We start from the raw sequence: 18,337 nt of genomic DNA, 5'->3' as shown, positions 1-18,337 counted from the left end.
CAATTCCGGCTCGCCACAGCGAAGCGCGGACGACATACCAAACTCGCTTATTGTATCACTTTTGTCGGGAATTGTGTGCAAAACATCTGCGGGGACAGTCAAAAAAGGGTTTGTGTTTGCCAGCAGCCGGTCTGCACCGGTTGCCACGCCAGCGTTTGCACGTATTGCAGATAATCGACGCGCGGAATTTCAACTGCGCCCAGCGAGGCGGTATGCGGATTCAGCACCTGACAATCGATTAGCCGTCCCTGATGCGCAATAAAGTGCTGTGAGAAAACCCACAGCGCGGTTTTGGAGGCGTTTTCCGCCCGGCTGAACATCGACTCGCCGCAAAAAATCTGTCCGAGCGCCAGACCATACATGCCGCCAACCAGGCGTTGATCCTGCCAGACCTCAATTGAGTGCGCATGGCCCAGCTCATACAGGCGCAGCCAGGCGCGTTTCACTTCAAAGGTAATCCAGGTGCCTTCCTGACGCCCGCTGGCGCAACCTTCAACCACCTGAGCAAAGGCGTGATTCATGGTGACGCGATAGGGCGAACGGCGATGGAAGCGCGCCATGCTGCGGCTGAGATGAAACGACTCCGGCAGCAGGACCGCGCGTGGATCTGGCGACCACCATAAAATCGGATCGCCGGGCGAAAACCACGGAAAAATACCGCGCTGATAGGCATTCATCAGGCGGGCAGGGGAGAGATCGCCGCCCATGGCCAGCAGGCCGTTTGGCTCACGCAGCGCCATCTCCGGCGGCGGGAAATTGAGCGAATCCCGGGAAAGTTGTACCAGTCTCATGGCGTCGGTCACCCTCAGGCTAAACGCATAGACTATAGCGCAAAGCGCTGCTGGAAACGCCAGTAGCGTCCCGCTTTTGAGATTAATTCGTCATGGCTGCCGGATTCGATAATCTGCCCACCGTCAAGCACACAGATGCGATCCATTTTTTCCAGTCCACTCAGGCGATGCGTCACCATGATCAGCGTTTTTCCCTGGCTAACCTGCTGTAGCAACGTGAGAATCTGCTGCTCGGTCGCAGCATCCAGACCTTCGGTCGGCTCATCCAGCAGCCACAGATCGCCATCGTTCAGCAGCGCACGGGCGATCGCCAGCCGGCGCAGTTCACCGCCGGACAGCGGCCGGCCGCCTTCACCCATCCATGCATTTAGCCCTTCGCTGTGCTGCGTCAGATGCGCCAGCCCAACCCGCTGCAATACGTCAATCAGCTGTGCATCGCTGGCCTGTGGTGCTGCCAGCAGCAGGTTAGCGCGCAGCGTCTGGCTGAACAGATGGACGCGCTGCGTGACAACGCTGATGCGTTGACGCAGGCTGGCTTCGTCCCACGCCGCCAGATCAATCCCGTTCAGGCGAATCGTGCCGCGCTGAGCTTCCCAGCCGCGCGTGATCAGCGCCAGCAGGCTGGATTTTCCGCAGCCGGTCGGGCCCAGCAGCGCCAGATGTTCACCGGCTGCTAACGTCAGAGAGAAATTGTGCAGCACCGCTTCTGGCCGCTGCGGATAGCTGAGATCGATCTGTTCCAGCGTCAGGCTGAGGCCGCGCTGCGTCGCGATCGGTTGTGTCGGGAAGTGAATCGCTGGCGGTTGATCGATGATCTCCTGCACGCGCTGCGCCGCGTGCGTCACCTGCGCCAGTGGCAGAAATGCGCCGGCCACCGGTGCCAGCGCTTCAAACGCGGCCAGCGCGCAAAACACAAACAGGGCAATCAGTGCACCCGGTGTGCTATTGGTGCCGACGCCGCTGGCGGCCAGCCACAGCAGCAGCGTAACGGTACTGCCGGCGATCAACGTAAGCAGGCTCTGCGCCAGCGCCTGCAGCCGGTGCTGCTGCTGCTGCGCCTGTTGCCACGCCCGTTCTTCCTGATCCAGCCGCTGTCGCCACAGCGCCGCCGCGCCGTAAATCTGCAGCTCGGCCAGTCCGCTGAGCCAGTGCGTCAGTTGCAGGCGCCAGCGAGCCTGGTAACGGGCAATCTGCGCGCCTGTGCGCGCGCCGAGCCGCCAGAATAGCGGTGGCATCAGCAGCAGCGTCAGCAACATGATCGCCCCGAGCAGCAGCGCCAGTCGCATATCGAGTAGCGCCAGGCCACAGGTCACCACCAAAATCACCACCGCCGCACCCAGCAGCGGAGAAATAACGCGTAAATAGAGATGGTCGAGGGTATCGACATCGCTGACAAAGCGGTTCAGCAGTTCACCGTTGCGAAAGCGCGCCAGCTGCGCCGGTGCCAGCGCCATCAGCCGGCTAAAGGTAAAGACGCGCAGATGTTGCAGCACGCGGAAAGTGGCGTCGTGGCTCACCAGCCGTTCAAAATAGCGCGCGGCGGTGCGGGTGATTGCCGCGCCACGCACACCGGCTGCGGGCAGCATGTAATTGAAGCTGTACAGGCCGGCGACGCCAGCCAGCGAGGAGGCAGCAAGAAACCAGCCGGACAGCGTCAGCAAGCCGATGCTGGCGAGCAGCGTGACAATCGCCAGCACCACGCCAAGACCTAAACGCCACGGATGGCGGCGATACAGGCGCAGGAAAGGCAGTAACGTGCGCATCAGGCAATCTCCTTCTGACGATGCTGCGCCAGCTCGCGCAGCGGGCCGGCTTCTGCGATCAGCTGTTGCCAGTGGCCCTGCTGCACCAGTTGTCCGGCCTGCATCACCCACACTTCATCCCACTGGTCGAGGGCGTGCAGCTGATGGGTAATCATTAACGTGGTTTGCTGCAGTGCGGCCTGCTGTAGCGCGCCCATCACGTGCTGCTCGCTCTGGCTGTCGAGCCCGGATCCCGGTTCGTCCAGCAGCAGCAGGCGGGCCGGTTTCAGCAGCGCCCGTGCAACGGCGATGCGCTGTGCCTGCCCAACGGACAGGCCGATGCCGCCATCGCCAACTGGCGTATCCAGCCCCTGCGGCAGAAGCGACAAAAATTCGCTGACGCCAGCGCGCTGCAGCACGGCGGTCAGCGTGGCCTCGTCCACCGGCGTGTCAGTGAGCTGGAGATTGTCACGCAGCGTCGCCGCCGGCAGCTGCGGATTTTGTCCTACCCAGGCGAGCTGCTGCTGCCAGCTGCTGCGGCTGATGTCGCGCAGTTCCTGGCCGTTAATGCACAGTGAACCCTGATAGGGCAGAAAACCGAGCAGGACATTCATCAGCGCACTTTTTCCGGCCCCGCTTTGTCCGACCAGCGCCACGCGCTGACCGGGAGTAAGGCTGAAATTCAGCGGCTGTGACAGCGCCTCGCCGGTGGCGGTCATGATCACCAGATCCTGCGCCCGGAGGGAGAGTGGCGCGTCCGCATCCAGCGTTTGCGTGGCCGCCTGCGGCGTGCGCTGGGGCGTTTCGCGCAGGAAGGTATCCAGCGCGTCTGCGCCGCCCACCGCCTGCGCTTTGGCATGGTAAAAGGTGCCAAGATCGCGCAGCGGCTGGAAAAATTCGGGGGCAAGAATCAGCGCGAGGAAACCGGCAAACAGCGTCACGCCGGTGCCGTAGTGGCCAAAATTGAGTTCACCCAGATACGAGAAGCCGAAATAGACCGCGACCACGGCAATCGCCAGCGAGGCGAAAAACTCCAGCACCGCAGAGGAGAGAAAGGCGAGGCGCAGCACTTCCATAGTGCGCTGACGAAAATCCTGCGTAGTGGCGGCAATCGCCTGCTGCTCAGCGTCCGCGCGGTGAAACAGGCGCAGCGTTTCGCGTCCGCGCAGCCGGTCATAGAAATCGCCGCTCAGACGCGCCAGCGCAAGAAAATTACGCCGATTGGCATCGGCCGCACCCATGCCGACCAGCGCCATAAACAGCGGAATCAGCGGTGCGGTCGCCAGCAGAATCAGTCCGGCGGCCCAGTTAATCGGAAAAATGGCGATCAGGATGGCGCAGGGCACAAACACCGCCAGCGACATCTGCGGCAGATAGCGCGCGTAATACTCCTGCATCTCTTCAATCTGTTCCAGCAGCAGCGTTGCCCAGCTCCCGGCCGGTTTGCCCTGAATCCAGGCCGGACCGAGCGCGTTCAGCCGGTCCAGCACCTGTTGCCGCAGTGCACGGCGAATCGCCACGCCGGCCCTGAAGCCGGCCATCTCACGACCATAGTGCAGCGCGGCGCGCAGTGCGAAGCACAGCAGTAGTAACAGGAAATCACTCACCAGTTCAGCGCGGGGTTGCTGTTCCACCAGCAGTTTTTGCAGCAGGGAAGCCAGTAGCCAGGCCTGGGCGATGAGAATTAACGCCGCAGCAAAACCTGCCAGCGAAGCCAGTCGCAGGCTGCGTGCGCCATGATGACGTTGCTGGCGTAACCAGCGCAGCAGTTCGTGTTGCCGTGATTTGTTCATGCGAAGCCGTTTGATCACCGTGACGAGAGGCAAAATCCGACGCTAAATGCCGGACAGACGGGTGGCAGAACTGTAGCACGCAGGCGATAAAAAAGGCGACCAAAAGTGGCCGCCTCAGTGCAATTATGATCAGATAATTAACAACTTACTTATCGTTTTTAACCAGACCATCCAGATAACGTTCCGCATCCAGCGCGGCCATACAGCCGGTACCGGCAGAGGTAATGGCCTGACGATAGATGTGGTCCATCACGTCACCGGCAGCGAACACGCCCGGCACGCTGGTCTGCGTGGCGTTGCCCTGCAGGCCGGACTGCACTTTGATATAGCCGTTTTCCAGATCCAACTGGCCATCGAAAATCGCCGTGTTCGGACTATGACCGATGGCGACAAACAGGCCCGCCACTTCCAGCGAGATCGGGGCTTCACCTTTGGTTGACGAGAGTTTCAACCCGGTAACGCCCATCTGATCGCCTACCACCTCGTCCAGCGCGCGGTCAGTGTGCAGCACGATGTTGCCGTTACGCACTTTCTCCATCAGGCGGTCAATCAGGATTTTCTCAGCGCGAAAGCTGTCACGACGGTGAATCAGGTGCACTTCGGAAGCGATGTTCGCCAGATAGAGCGCCTCTTCAACGGCCGTGTTACCGCCGCCAATAACCGCGACTTTTTGGTTGCGATAGAAGAAACCATCACAGGTGGCGCAGGCGGAAACCCCTTTGCCTTTGAATGCCTCTTCTGACGGCAGGCCAAGATAGCGCGCTGAAGCACCGGTCGCGATGATCAGCGCATCCGCCGTGTATTCGCCGCTGTCGCCGGTCAGGCGGAACGGACGGTTCTGCAAATCAACCGTGTGAATATGATCAAAGATGATTTCGGTGTTGAACTTCTCAGCATGCTCCTGCATGCGTTCCATCAGCGCAGGGCCGGTCAGATCGTGCGGGTCGCCCGGCCAGTTTTCGACTTCAGTCGTGGTGGTGAGCTGGCCGCCTTTTTCCAGTCCGGTAATCAATACCGGGTTCAGGTTAGCGCGGGCGGCATAAACCGCTGCGGTGTAACCGGCAGGGCCGGAGCCCAGAATGAGCAGCTTACTGTGTTTGGCCGTACTCATGCGTTCCTCAGTGTGTGTCTGACAACATAGTTTTCGATTGTAGGGAAATTACGGTCGCAAAAAAAGGTTTCAGCAATTTTGTTAACAATCACTGCAAGCGGCGTAGACGATGAATGGCAATTCTGCACGCGCGCTGCGCCAAAAGGGGGCATTGCTCGGCAATTTGTGGTGCAGCTGTATAAAAATTCTCATTTAAAAACAGCAACCCAGTACGCTGTCTGGCATCTTGTACTGAATTTGGATGTTTTACTTTGACAATCGCCTGCGCTTTTGCGAAAACATTGTCAGAAGCAGAGAAAATTTAGCGGTTCGAAACAGAATTTCAGCTCTGTTTTGCGCAATTTCGCCAAATAAACTCAGCCTGACATTGGTAATGACGCATGATGTGGACAGACAGCATGCGTCATACGGATGGTCGCGTTACTGCACAGGCTTAAAGACTTCACTTCAGTAAGGCCCTGAACATTGAACGTTTTCAGGGTTTGGCAGGTAAAGGGAAGGAATTAAGAGAGACAATAATAATGGTAGACAACAAGAAACGCCCCGGAAAAGATCTGGATCGGATCGACAGAAATATTCTGAATGAACTGCAGAAAGACGGTCGTATTTCCAACGTTGAGCTTTCAAAACGTGTCGGCCTCTCGCCAACACCTTGTCTTGAACGCGTACGTCGCCTGGAACGTCAGGGTTTCATTCTGGGCTACACCGCGCAGCTGAACCCGCACTATCTCGATGCTTCACTGCTGGTATTCGTTGAGATTACTCTGAATCGCGGCGCGCCAGATGTGTTTGAACAATTTAACGCCGCTGTACAAAAACTTGAGGAAACTCAAGAATGTCACCTCGTTTCCGGTGACTTTGACTACCTGTTGAAAACCCGCGTGCCGGATATGTCCGCCTACCGTAAACTGCTGGGTGAGACCTTGCTGCGCCTGCCGGGCGTCAACGACACCCGTACCTACGTGGTGATGGAAGAGGTCAAACAGAGCAATCGTCTGGTGATTAAGACCCGGTAACGCAGGGCAGGTGCAAAGCTTGCAGGATTTCGGTACACTCCTGTGAATTCATACAGGACCAGCGTCAGGCAAGCCTGGCGCTGTTGCCTTCTTAATTTACAGGCACCTGGAGAGTTCTCTTGAGCCAGGAATATACAGAAGACAAAGACGTTTCATTACAACCACTGAGCAGCGGACGTCGGCTGCTGGAAGCGTTGCTCATCCTGGTGGCCTTGTTTGCCATCTATCTGATGGTGTCGCTGGTTAGCTTTAATCCCTCCGATCCCAGCTGGTCACAAACCGCCTGGCACGAGCCGATCCACAATCTGGGCGGCAGCGTGGGCGCATGGCTGGCCGATACCCTGCTGTTTATTTTTGGTGTGATGGCCTACGCCATTCCGCCAGTGATTATTGGTCTGTGCTGGATCACTTTCCGTCAGCGCGATCGCCAGGATTACATCGACTATTTTGCGGTGGGCCTGCGGCTGATTGGCGTGCTGGCGCTGGTGGTGACCACCTGCGGACTGGCTGCGCTGAACGTGGACGATATCTGGTATTTTGCCTCAGGCGGCGTGATTGGCAGCCTGGTGAGCAATGCGATGGCGCCGTGGTTCAGCGGTGCCGGTGGCACGCTGACGCTGCTGTGCGTCTGGGCGGCGGGTATCACGCTTTATACCGGCTGGTCCTGGCTGGCGATTGCCGAGAAGATCGGCAGCGTGGTGATGGGCGTGCTGACCTTTGCCAGCAACCGCTCGCGCCATGATGAACCCTGGCAGGAAGAAGACGACTACGACGAGGCGCACCCCGACGACGCGGTTCCGCCACTGCGCGCTGCGCCGGCTCAGGACGACGAAGATGACGTACTGCTGGCTAAGCCCCGACAGGTAGCGGAACCTGTGGCTGAAGTCGCCAGCGACGATCCCCTGCTGGCGAAAGCCAGTGCGGCTACCGCGGCTGCGCTGGCCGCCACTAGCGACGCCGCACGTCAGGTGCCGTCCGTCGCGGCACCTGAGCCCTCCGCACCGGCGGTAAACGTAGCTCCACAACCTGCGCCGTCACAGCTGGCTGCAGCTGCGCCGGCATCGGCATCCGTTGCCAGTGCGCCTGCGACGCCAGCTATTTCGCCAGCAGAGTCCGCGCCAGCGGCTCCTCCGTTATATCGCTTCGAAGTGCCTGCGTCACCGGCCGCCGACGCCTTCTCGCTCGCTGAAGAAGACGATGGCCCGCGCATGGGTAACTGGCAGAGTGCCGATCAGGCCGCCACACCGCTGAATACGGCAGCCGCTGCCGCACTCGGTTCAGCGACGGCCGCCGCTGCTGCCCGCTCTGCGGCTTACACGCCAGCCTTTGATGTGGTGCCGGAGCGCGATTACAACCCGCAGGTGAAACAGGGCATCGGCCCGGAACTGCCGCGTCCTAACAAGGTTAAGCTGCCAACCCGGCGTGAGCTGGCCTCATACGGTATCAAACTGCCATCGCAACGCATGGCAGAAGAGAAGGCACGTGAAGAGGCCGACCAGCAGCAGCCGGAAATCAGCGCCAGCTGGCAAGTGCCCCAGCCGCACGATGATGATAATGCTGCGCTGCAGGAAGCCCAGTTGCGCGAAGCGTTCCATTCGCAGCAGCAGCAGCGGTACGGCGACAGCTGGCAGCAGCAGCCGGCAGAGGAAGAAGATGAAGAGGCGCTGCAGCAGGCCCAGCTGGCGCAGCAGTTTGCTCAGCAGCAGCAACAGCGTTACAGCCAGCCTGAGCAGGAGAGCGCACCAGTATTTAATCTGGATACCTCAGCCGCGTTTGATTTCTCTCCGATGAAAGATCTGGTTGATGACACGCCGAGCGAACCGTTGTTTACCATTGCCGCCACGCCAGAGCCGGACGCCCCGGCCCAGTGGCAGCAGCCAGCGGCACCTGAGTCGGCGGTACCCGCATCGCTGAGCGAGGAAACCAGCCCGTGGTCAACGCCAGACGACGAGGTTTACGCCGCGCCGGCTGAAACGCCGAAGCCTGTCGCCCCTGCGCAGGACAGTCTGTTCCACCCCTTCCTGGTACGTCACGAACAGCCACTGGAGAAACCTTCCACGCCGCTGCCGACGCTGGATCTGCTGACGTCGCCGCCAGCGGAAGAGGAACCGGTGGATATGTTCGCACTGGAACAGACCGCGCGTCTGGTTGAAGCGCGTCTGGCGGATTACCGCGTGAAAGCCGAAGTGGTGGGCATCTCTCCAGGGCCGGTAATCACCCGCTTTGAACTGGATCTGGCGCCGGGCGTCAAGGCGGCACGTATTTCTAATCTGTCGCGCGACCTGGCACGTTCGCTCTCTGCCGTTGCGGTGCGTGTGGTTGAGGTGATTCCGGGCAAGCCTTATGTCGGCCTCGAACTCCCCAATAAACATCGTCAGACCGTCTATCTGCGTGAGGTGCTGGACTGCGATAAGTTCCGCGACAACCCTTCGCCACTGTCGGTGGTGCTGGGTAAAGATATCTCTGGTCAGCCCGTGGTGGCCGATCTGGCGAAGATGCCTCACCTGCTGGTGGCCGGTACCACCGGTTCCGGTAAGTCGGTTGGCGTCAACACCATGATCATCAGCATGCTGTATAAAGCCACGCCGGAAGAAGTGCGCTTTATCATGATCGACCCGAAAATGCTCGAGCTGTCAGTGTATGAGGGCATTCCCCATCTGCTGACGGAAGTGGTCACCGACATGAAAGACGCGGCCAACGCGCTGCGCTGGAGTGTGGTCGAAATGGAGCGCCGCTATAAGCTGATGTCTGCGCTGGGCGTACGTAATCTGGCCGGCTATAACGAGAAGATCGAGCAGGCGGCCGCAATGGGCCGGCCAATTCCGGACCCGTTCTGGAAACCGGGCGACAGCATGGACACCACGCCGCCGGTGCTGGAAAAACTGCCGTACATTGTGGTGCTGGTTGATGAGTTCGCTGACCTGATGATGGCGGTGGGCAAGAAGGTCGAAGAGCTGATCGCGCGCCTGGCCCAGAAAGCCCGTGCGGCAGGTATTCACCTGGTGCTGGCTACCCAGCGTCCGTCGGTGGATGTGATTACCGGCCTGATTAAGGCCAACATTCCGACGCGCATCGCCTTTACCGTGTCCAGTAAAATTGACTCGCGTACCATTCTCGATCAGGGCGGTGCGGAATCCCTGCTGGGTATGGGTGACATGCTCTACATGCCACCTAACTCCTCCATGCCGGTACGTGTTCACGGCGCCTTTGTGCGTGACCAGGAAGTGCATGCGGTGGTGCAGGACTGGAAAGCGCGTGGGCGACCGCAGTACATCGACAGCATTACCGCCGGTGAAGAGAGTGAAAGCGGTGGTGGCGGCCTGGACGGCGATGAAGAGCTGGATCCGCTGTTTGACCAGGCGGTGGCGTTCGTGGTGGAGAAACGCCGCGCGTCGATCTCCGGCGTGCAGCGCCAGTTCCGTATTGGCTACAACCGCGCGGCGCGGATTATCGAACAGATGGAGGCGCAGGGCATTGTCTCGGAGCCAGGCCACAACGGTAACCGTGAAGTGCTGTCACCGCCACCTCACGAAATGTAAGACTTTTCTCCGCAGTGTTATGCCGGGCCAGTGTAAACTGGCCCGTTGTTTATCTGTGGTCCGATCCCCATATCATTGGGAGCTTTCGGCTTTTTCTCCTGTCGTACTGACGGAGCGGCGACTACGGTTAATGCAGTAAGTGTCAGGAAACCATGAATAAGGAATCGTATCAGATGAAATTTCGCGTTATTGCCTGTGGCCTGCTGGCCGGTTTTGTTGCTTCTTCTGCCCTGGCGGATGCTTCCAGCGATCTGCAGCAGCGCCTTAATAAAGTGAACAGCTTCCATGCCAGCTTCAGTCAGAAGGTGACTGACGGTAGCGGCGCAAATGTGCAGGACGGCGAAGGCGAACTGTGGGTAAAACGTCCGAGCCTGTTTAACTGGCACATGACTGCACCGGACGAAAGCGTGATTATCTCCGACGGTAAAAATCTGTGGTTCTATAATCCTTTTGTGGAACAGGCGAGCGTTAGCCTGCTGCAGAATGCCACCAGCAACACGCCGTTTATGCTGATTGCGCGTAACCAGCCCTCTGACTGGCAGCAGTACAACATTAAGCAGCAGGGGGATAATTTTGAGCTGACGCCTAAAAGCAGCGATGGCAACCTGAAACAGTTCACCATCAATGTCACTTCCGCAGGCACCATCAATCAGTTCAGCGCGATTGAGCAGGATGGACAGCGCAGCAGCTATCAGCTGAAGAGCCAGAAAAATGGCGCTATCAGCCCGGATAAATTCACCTTTACGCCGCCAAAAGGGGTAACGGTGGACGATCAACGTCAGTGAGGTGAGGGTGAGTAACCTGTCGCTGGATTTTGCACCGTCAAATGAGTTCAGACCGCTGGCTGCGCGTATGCGGCCAGCGACGCTGCAGCAATATATTGGTCAGCAGCATCTGCTCGCGGCCGGTAAGCCGTTGCCGCGCGCTATTGAGGCGGGTCAGCTGCACTCCATGATCTTATGGGGACCGCCGGGTACCGGTAAAACCACGCTGGCGGAGATCATCGCGCATTACGGCAAAGCCGATGTCGAACGCATTTCAGCGGTGACTTCCGGCGTTAAAGAGATCCGCGAGGCCATTGAGCGCGCGCGGCAGAACCGCCAGGTGGGGCGTCGCACTATTCTGTTTGTTGATGAGGTGCATCGCTTCAACAAGAGCCAGCAGGATGCGTTTCTGCCACACATTGAAGACGGCACCATCACCTTCATTGGCGCAACCACGGAAAATCCCTCCTTTGAACTGAACTCGGCACTGCTGTCGCGCGCCCGCGTTTATCTGCTTAAATCGCTGACCAGCGCAGATATTGAACAGGTGCTGGATCAGGCGATGCAGGATAAAACGCGCGGCTACGGCGACAGCGATATTCTGTTACCGGACAATACCCGGCGCATGATCGCTGAACTGGTCAATGGTGATGCACGACGCGCACTGAATACGCTGGAAATGATGGCCGATATGGCTGAGCTAAATGCGCAGGGACAGCGGGAGCTAACGCCACAGCTGCTGAATGAAGTGTCGGGTGAACGCGCGGCGCGTTTCGATAACAAAGGCGACCGCTTTTACGATCTCATCTCGGCACTGCACAAATCGGTTCGTGGTTCAGCCCCGGATGCGGCGCTTTACTGGTACGCGCGCATCATCACTGCCGGTGGCGATCCGCTGTACGTGGCGCGGCGGCTGCTGGCGATTGCTTCGGAAGATGTCGGTAATGCCGATCCGCGCGCCATGCAGGTAGCAATTGCCGCATGGGATTGTTTTACCCGCGTCGGGCCTGCGGAAGGGGAACGTGCAATTGCCCAGGCAATTGTTTATCTGGCCTGCGCGCCAAAAAGCAATGCTGTTTATACCGCCTTCAAAGCGGCGATGCGTGATGCGCGTGAGTTCCCGGATTACGATGTGCCGGAACATCTGCGCAATGCACCGACGAAGCTGATGAAAGAGATGGGCCTCGGCAAAGAGTACCGTTACGCGCATGACGAACCCAATGCCTATGCGGCCGGCGAGGTGTTTTTCCCGCCGGAAATGGCGCAGACGCGCTACTATCAACCCACCAATCGTGGCCTTGAAAGCAAGATCGGTGAAAAACTCGCCTGGCTTGCTGAACAGGATCAAAATAGCCCGATAAAACGCTACCGCTGATAAACGCGTTACGGTAAGGTGAGCAAGGATTTCAATGCATTCCAGTGGAATGCATCCCTCCATTCGTTCAATCAACCTTTTATTACACAGGATAAGCATGCTCGATCCCAATCTGCTGCGTAATGAGCCAGACGCAGTCGCAGAAAAACTGGCACGCCGGGGATTTAAACTGGATGTGGATACGCTGCGCTCCCTCGAAGAGCGTCGTAAGGTTTTGCAGGTAGAAACTGAAAACCTGCAGGCTGAGCGTAACTCCCGCTCCAAATCCATCGGTCAGGCCAAAGCACGTGGGGAAGATATCGAGCCGCTGCGTCAGGAAGTGAACGCGCTGGGCGAACGCCTGGATGCGGCGAAAGCAGAGCTGGATACCCTGCAGAACGAAATTCGTGACTTTGCGCTTGCGCTGCCGAACCTGCCGGCCGACGAAGTGCCGCTGGGTAAAGATGACAGCGAAAACCAGGAAGTGAGCCGCTGGGGCCAGCCGCGCCAGTTCGATTTCCCGGTGAAAGACCATGTTGAGCTGGGTGAAGCGGTCAAAGGGCTGGATTTCGCCTCGGCGGTGAAACTGACCGGTTCGCGCTTTATCGTGATGCAGGGCCAGATTGCCCGTCTGCATCGCGCGCTGAGCCAGTTCATGATCGATCTGCACAGCCAGCAGCACGGTTATCTGGAAACCTACGTGCCGTATCTGGCGAACCACGAGACGCTGTACGGTACCGGTCAGTTACCAAAATTTGGTGAGGATCTGTTCCATACCAAACCGCTGGGCGAAGAAGCAGGCAGCAGTAACTATGCGCTCATCCCGACCGCCGAAGTGCCGCTGACTAACCTGGTGCGCGATGAGATCGTTGAAGAGGAATCTCTGCCGATCAAACTTACAGCCCACACACCTTGCTTCCGTTCCGAAGCCGGTTCTTACGGACGCGATACGCGCGGTTTGATCCGTATGCACCAGTTCGACAAAGTGGAGATGGTGCAGATCGTCGCACCGGAAACCTCCATGGACGCGCTGGAAGAGCTGGTCGGCCATGCGGAGAAAGTCCTGCAGTTGCTGCACCTGCCGTACCGTAAAGTGCTGCTGTGCACCGGTGACATGGGCTTCGGCTCAGCCAAAACCTATGACCTGGAAGTCTGGCTGCCGGCACAGGACACCTACCGTGAAATCTCCTCCTGCTCGAATATGTGGGATTTCCAGGCGCGCCGCATGCAGGCTCGCTGCCGCAGCAAAACGGACAAAAAACCGCGTCTGGTGCACACGCTGAATGGTTCAGGCCTGGCGGTGGGTCGTACGCTGGTAGCCGTGCTGGAAAACTATCAGCAGGCGGATGGTCGCATTGCGGTGCCGGACGTGCTGCGCCCGTATATGGGCGGGCTGGAATATATCGGCTAATTTGCACTCATGCACAAACCCGGCTCAGGCCGGGTTTTTTATTTCTTAAGCGCATCAGCCATTATTTTTTAACCGGAATTAATCAGAAATAAACGTTATCGTAATGGCTGCGCGTCAAACCATCAAAAATGTATAAATTCATGTAGATAGATTCAGATATAAGACCTTTCTCAAGCCCTGTAACCCGCTGAAGATAAAAATAATAAATTGTTCAGCAGCAAAATGTGCGGCGCTGTTTTTTTGCACATTGACTTTGCCATCGTCAATGGCAAACTGCGCGCAAATCTGTTCATTTCTTTTGGTTTTATTCCCTATGTCAACCTGGTCGCGCCCCGTCCTGCTGCTGCTTTGCGGCTTAATGCTAATGACGGTGTCTATTGCTGTGCTTAATACGCTGGTGCCGCTGTGGCTCACTCACGATCAACTGCCGACCTGGCAGGTGGGCATGGCGAGCTCTGCTTATTACACCGGCAACTTACTGGGCACCTTGCTGGCGGGCTGGTTGATTAATCGCTATGGCTTTAATCGCTGCTTTTACCTTGCCAGCGTACTGTTTGCGCTGGCAACCATGGGCATGGTGCTGCTGGACGGCTTTTACAGCTGGACGCTGCTGCGCTTCACCGCGGGCGTAGGCTGTGCACTGATTTGGGTGGTGGTTGAGAGTGCACTATTGTGCAGCGGTACCGTGCGCAATCGCGGTCAGCTGCTGGCCGCTTACATGATCATCTACTATCTTGGCACCGTTGCCGGTCAGCTGCTGGTGAGCCGTGTCTCGACAGAACTGCTGCACGTCATTCCCTGGGTGAGCGCGCTGATCGTCTGTGCCGTGCTGCCCGTGGTGTTTGTGCAGGTCAACGCCGGTGCGGCTACTGAAGAAGCTTCAACCGGGCGTATCTGGAGCATGCTGCGCCGCCGCAGTTCGCGGTTAGGTATCAACGGCTGCATTATCTCAGGTATCGTTCTCGGTTCGCTTTACGGCCTGATGCCGCTTTATCTTTCGCATCAGGGCATGAGCGATGCCACCGTGGGTTACTGGATGGCGCTGCTGGTCAGTGCCGGGATTGTCGGTCAGTGGCCGGTAGGACGTCTTGCCGACCGCTTTGGTCGCCTGATGGTGCTGCGCGTGCAGGTGTTCGTGGTGATACTGGGTGCGATTGCTATGCTGAGCGGAACGGCAATGGCACCGGCACTGTTTGTGCTGGGGCTGGCTGGCTTTACGCTTTATCCGGTAGCGATGTCCTGGGCGTGTGAAACGGTGGCGCATCATGAACTGGTGGCGATGAATCAGGCGCTGCTGTTCAGTTATACCGTTGGCAGTCTGGTCGGGCCGGGGATGACCGCGATGCTGATGCAGAACTATTCCGATCGCCTGCTGTTTGTGATGATTGCGGTGGTGGCGCTGGTCTATCTGGTGATGCTGCTGCGTAAAGCCGATCAGCACGCAACACCGGTGGCGCATGCCTGATGGCGGTGCTTAAACGGGACATTCGCAACCTGTCGCAAATGTCCCGGCGGTAACGCCTCTGTGTCTTGCCGGCGAGGCTTTAGCTACACTCCAACAGTCTTAATACATGACGTTATGGCCGTAACCGGCAAGAATATTTTTCACCCGCTCCATCGTCTCTTTCGTTGGCGGCTTCACGCCTTCCAGCTTGTACTCTTCACCCATTGCAATCCATTTGTGCTTGCCGAGTTCGTGATAAGGCAGCAGCTCGATCTTCTCAATGTTAGTCATGTCTTTAGTAAATTCACCGAGGCGATGTACCGAATCGTCATCGTCCGAATAACCCGGCACCACCACATAGCGAATCCAGGTCCTTTTACCGCGCTTTTGCAGATAGCGGGCGAAATCCAGCGTGCGGTGGTTTGACACGCCGACCAGAATCTCATGGATATCATCGTTGATCTGCTTGAGGTCGAGCATCACCAGGTCAGTTGCATCAAGCAGTTCATCGATCACCGGATCGTAACGGCGCACAAAGCCGTTGGTGTCGAGGCAGGTATGGATGCCCTCGGCCTGGCAGGCGCGAAACCAGTCGCGCACAAATTCAGCCTGCAGAATGGCTTCACCGCCGGATGCCGTCACGCCGCCACCAGACGCATTCATAAAGTGGCGATACGACAGCACATCCCTCATCAGCTCATCGACGGTGATTTCCTTACCGCCGTGAGTGTCCCAGGTATCGCGGTTGTGGCAGTACAGGCAGCGCATCAGGCAGCCCTGGAAGAAGGTGATAAAACGGATGCCGGGACCGTCAACGGTGCCGCAGGATTCAAACGAGTGGATACGACCGATGGTTGACATTGCGATGTATTCTCCGGTTCAGCCTGGCGCGCAGGCGGCACAATCTGTGTTGTGCTCTGAGGATGTAAGTCGGTTTTGCCAGACTGCCTGCAAAAGCAGACTGGCGAAACTGGCTTGTGGAGAAAAGGCTCCCGCAGGAGCCTTTCGATTACAGTGAGGAGGATTACAGCGACTGAGTAAAGGTACGGGTAATCACATCCTGCTGCTGCTCTTTCGTCAGCGAGTTGAAACGTACGGCATAACCGGAAACGCGGATGGTCAGCTGTGGATATTTCTCAGGGTGCTCCATGGCATCCAGCAGCATTTCACGGTTCATGACGTTAACGTTCAGGTGCTGGCCGCCCTCGATACTGGCTTCGTGATGGAAGTAACCATCCATCAGGCCAGCAAGGTTGGTTTTACGCACGTTATCATCTTTGCCCAGCGCATTCGGTACGATAGAGAAGGTATAAGAGATACCGTCTTTGGCGTAGGCAAATGGCAGTTTGGCCACGGAAGTCAGTGAAGCGACAGCACCTTTCTGGTCACGGCCATGCATTGGGTTGGCACCTGGTCCAAATGGCGCACCGGAGCGGCGACCATCCGGGGTGTTACCGGTTTTCTTACCGTATACCACGTTGGAGGTGATGGTCAGTACCGACTGCGTTGGCACCGCATTACGGTAGGTCTGCAGTTTCTGAATTTTCTTCATGAAACGTTCAACCAGGTCACAGGCCAGATCATCCACGCGCGGGTCGTTGTTACCGAACTGCGGATATTCACCTTCAATTTCGAAGTCCACTGCCAGACCATCGGCGTCACGTACGGGTTTCACTTTGGCATATTTAATCGCTGAAAGTGAGTCCGCGGCGACAGACAGGCCTGCGATACCACACGCCATGGTACGATAAACGTCACGATCGTGCAGCGCCATCAGCGCGGCTTCATAACTGTACTTATCATGCATGTAGTGGATGATGTTGAGTGACGTGACGTACTGTTTTGCCAGCCAGTCCATGAAGTGGTCTAGGCGCGCCATCACGGTGTCATAATCCAGCACATCGTCAGTGATTGGCGCTTCTTTCGGGCCGACCTGCATTTTCAGCTTCTCATCCACACCGCCGTTGATTGCGTACAGCAGTGTTTTAGCCAGGTTGGCACGTGCGCCGAAGAACTGCATTTGTTTACCGACAATCATCGGGCTCACGCAGCAGGCGATGGCGTAGTCATCATTGTCAAAGTCCGGACGCATCAGGTCATCGTTTTCATACTGCAGCGATGAGGTGTCGATGGAGACTTTTGCCGCATATTTTTTGAAGTTAACCGGCAGTTTCTCAGACCACAGGATGGTCATGTTTGGTTCCGGTGATGGACCCATGGTGTACAGCGTGTTCAGGAAGCGGAAGGTGCTTTTCGTCACCAGAGTACGACCGTCAACGCCCATACCAGCCAGTGATTCAGTGGCCCAGATTGGGTCGCCAGAGAACAGTTCATCGTATTCCGGCGTACGCAGGAAGCGCACCATACGCAGTTTCATCACCAGATGGTCAATCAGTTCCTGCGCCTGCTCTTCGCTCAGTTTACCGGCTTTGATATCGCGCTCGATGTAAACGTCGAAGAAGGTGGACACGCGACCAAACGACATCGCGGCACCGTTTTGTGATTTCACTGCTGCGAGGTAACCGAAGTAGGTCCACTGTACTGCTTCCTGCGCGGTGGTGGCTGGCAGAGAGATATCAAAGCCATATTTGGCTGCCATCTCTTTGATCTGGCCCAGTGCGCGGTGCTGTTCAGAAATCTCTTCACGCAGGCGAATGGTGGCTTCGAGATCAACGCCATTTTCCATGTCACTCTGCAGTGAGTTGAACTGAGCCACTTTGTCTTTCATCAGGAAGTCGATGCCGTACAGCGCGACGCGACGGTAGTCACCGATAATACGACCGCGGCCATACGCATCTGGCAGACCGGTCAGCACGCCGGATTTACGGCAGCGCAGGATATCCGGGGTGTAAACGTCAAACACGCCCTGGTTGTGGGTTTTGCGGTAATCGGTGAAAACTTTCTTCAGCGCCGGGTCCAGCTCGCGGCCGTAAACTTTACAGGAGCCTTCCACCATTTTGATGCCGCCAAACGGGATAATGGCGCGTTTCAGCGGGGCTTCAGTCTGCAGACCAACGATGGTTTCCAGCGATTTGTTAATATAGCCCGCATCGTGTGAGGTGATGGTAGACGCTAAATCAGTGTCGAAATCAACCGGTGCATGGGTACGGTTTTCAATTTTGATGCCTTCCAGCACGCTGTTCCACAGTTTGGTGGTGGCTGGCGTCGCGCCGGCGAGGAATGCTTCGTCACCTTCATACGGCGTGTAGTTTTTTTGGATGAAGTCACGGACGTTGACGCTGTTCTGCCATTCACCGGCGCTAAATCCTTCCCAGGCTGACGCCATTTTTTCATTCAGTTCGGACATGATATACCTGCCTTATTTAGGGAGACTGTAACGTATGGCGCGCTGCTCAGCACGCCCGTACTTAA

12 protein-coding genes are annotated in these 18,337 nt (G+C 57.4%); 6 read left to right on the top strand and 6 right to left on the bottom strand.

All coding sequences use genetic code 11. The features are described from left to right. Positions 1 to 98: 98 nt before the first annotated feature. The 4 genes from aat to trxB all read right to left on the bottom strand — a co-directional run bounded on the left by aat (position 99) and on the right by trxB (position 5,437). Positions 99 to 791, bottom strand: a complete 693-nt coding sequence (aat, locus tag FT726_RS01025) for a leucyl/phenylalanyl-tRNA--protein transferase (protein ID WP_058769537.1) — start codon at positions 789 to 791, stop codon at positions 99 to 101. 32 nt (positions 792 to 823) lie between these two features. Beyond that, entirely contained in the window at positions 824 to 2,554 is a 1,731-nt protein-coding gene (gene cydC, locus FT726_RS01020; protein WP_346302319.1) for a heme ABC transporter ATP-binding protein/permease CydC, read from the bottom strand. Next, entirely contained in the window at positions 2,554 to 4,326 is a 1,773-nt protein-coding gene (cydD, locus tag FT726_RS01015; RefSeq protein ID WP_346302318.1) for a heme ABC transporter permease/ATP-binding protein CydD, read from the bottom strand. Before cydD ends, cydC begins: the two co-directional genes overlap by 1 nt. A gap of 145 nt (positions 4,327 to 4,471) precedes the next feature. Further along, positions 4,472 to 5,437 (bottom strand): thioredoxin-disulfide reductase, encoded by a 966-nt coding sequence (gene trxB / locus FT726_RS01010; protein ID WP_141496496.1) that lies wholly within the window; start codon positions 5,435 to 5,437, stop codon positions 4,472 to 4,474. A 521-nt stretch (positions 5,438 to 5,958) separates the two neighbouring features. Between trxB and lrp the strand changes: the two genes are divergently transcribed. The 6 genes from lrp (at position 5,959) to FT726_RS00980 (ending at position 14,986) form a co-directional block, all read left to right on the top strand. Next, on the top strand, positions 5,959 to 6,453 hold the full coding sequence (lrp, locus tag FT726_RS01005) for a leucine-responsive transcriptional regulator Lrp (RefSeq protein WP_006118610.1): 495 nt from the start codon (positions 5,959 to 5,961) through the stop codon (positions 6,451 to 6,453). Between the two features lie 119 nt (positions 6,454 to 6,572). Then, on the top strand, positions 6,573 to 9,992 hold the full coding sequence (locus FT726_RS01000; RefSeq protein WP_346302317.1) for a DNA translocase FtsK 4TM domain-containing protein: 3,420 nt from the start codon (positions 6,573 to 6,575) through the stop codon (positions 9,990 to 9,992). A 173-nt stretch (positions 9,993 to 10,165) separates the two neighbouring features. Beyond that, on the top strand, positions 10,166 to 10,777 hold the full coding sequence (lolA, locus tag FT726_RS00995; protein ID WP_010618286.1) for an outer membrane lipoprotein chaperone LolA: 612 nt from the start codon (positions 10,166 to 10,168) through the stop codon (positions 10,775 to 10,777). Positions 10,778 to 10,784: 7 nt separating this feature from the next. Next, on the top strand, positions 10,785 to 12,131 hold the full coding sequence (locus tag FT726_RS00990; RefSeq protein ID WP_021508355.1) for a replication-associated recombination protein A: 1,347 nt from the start codon (positions 10,785 to 10,787) through the stop codon (positions 12,129 to 12,131). A 97-nt stretch (positions 12,132 to 12,228) separates the two neighbouring features. After that, complete coding sequence (serS, locus tag FT726_RS00985; RefSeq protein ID WP_346302316.1) at positions 12,229 to 13,521, top strand: serine--tRNA ligase; 1,293 nt, start codon at positions 12,229 to 12,231, stop codon at positions 13,519 to 13,521. Between the two features lie 313 nt (positions 13,522 to 13,834). Beyond that, positions 13,835 to 14,986 (top strand): MFS transporter, encoded by a 1,152-nt coding sequence (locus FT726_RS00980; RefSeq protein ID WP_058769542.1) that lies wholly within the window; start codon positions 13,835 to 13,837, stop codon positions 14,984 to 14,986. A 99-nt stretch (positions 14,987 to 15,085) separates the two neighbouring features. Here FT726_RS00980 and pflA read toward each other — a convergent pair whose 3' ends face one another. Together pflA and pflB are read right to left on the bottom strand one after the other, a co-directional pair. Then, positions 15,086 to 15,826 carry a pyruvate formate lyase 1-activating protein gene (gene pflA, locus FT726_RS00975; RefSeq protein WP_058780812.1) on the bottom strand — a complete coding sequence of 247 codons (741 nt, stop codon included), beginning with the start codon at positions 15,824 to 15,826 and terminating at the stop codon, positions 15,086 to 15,088. A gap of 163 nt (positions 15,827 to 15,989) precedes the next feature. Then, positions 15,990 to 18,272 carry a formate C-acetyltransferase gene (pflB, locus tag FT726_RS00970; protein ID WP_288422721.1) on the bottom strand — a complete coding sequence of 761 codons (2,283 nt, stop codon included), beginning with the start codon at positions 18,270 to 18,272 and terminating at the stop codon, positions 15,990 to 15,992. Positions 18,273 to 18,337: the final 65 nt, after the last annotated feature.

Origin of the sequence: Pantoea sp. Morm, assembly GCF_016643525.1 — a bacterium.
GTDB lineage: Bacteria > Pseudomonadota > Gammaproteobacteria > Enterobacterales > Enterobacteriaceae > Pantoea > Pantoea dispersa.
This window is presented reverse-complemented; position numbering and strand designations above follow the sequence as displayed.

Coding starts and splice junctions, on each gene's coding strand:
- aat (WP_058769537.1), bottom strand. CDS start 791: ATGAGACTGGTACAACTTTCCCGGGATTCGCTCAATTTCCCGCCGCCG.
- cydC (WP_346302319.1), bottom strand. CDS start 2,554: ATGCGCACGTTACTGCCTTTCCTGCGCCTGTATCGCCGCCATCCGTGG.
- cydD (WP_346302318.1), bottom strand. CDS start 4,326: ATGAACAAATCACGGCAACACGAACTGCTGCGCTGGTTACGCCAGCAA.
- trxB (WP_141496496.1), bottom strand. CDS start 5,437: ATGAGTACGGCCAAACACAGTAAGCTGCTCATTCTGGGCTCCGGCCCT.
- lrp (WP_006118610.1), top strand. CDS start 5,959: ATGGTAGACAACAAGAAACGCCCCGGAAAAGATCTGGATCGGATCGAC.
- lolA (WP_010618286.1), top strand. CDS start 10,166: ATGAAATTTCGCGTTATTGCCTGTGGCCTGCTGGCCGGTTTTGTTGCT.
- serS (WP_346302316.1), top strand. CDS start 12,229: ATGCTCGATCCCAATCTGCTGCGTAATGAGCCAGACGCAGTCGCAGAA.
- FT726_RS00980 (WP_058769542.1), top strand. CDS start 13,835: ATGTCAACCTGGTCGCGCCCCGTCCTGCTGCTGCTTTGCGGCTTAATG.
- pflA (WP_058780812.1), bottom strand. CDS start 15,826: ATGTCAACCATCGGTCGTATCCACTCGTTTGAATCCTGCGGCACCGTT.
- pflB (WP_288422721.1), bottom strand. CDS start 18,272: ATGTCCGAACTGAATGAAAAAATGGCGTCAGCCTGGGAAGGATTTAGC.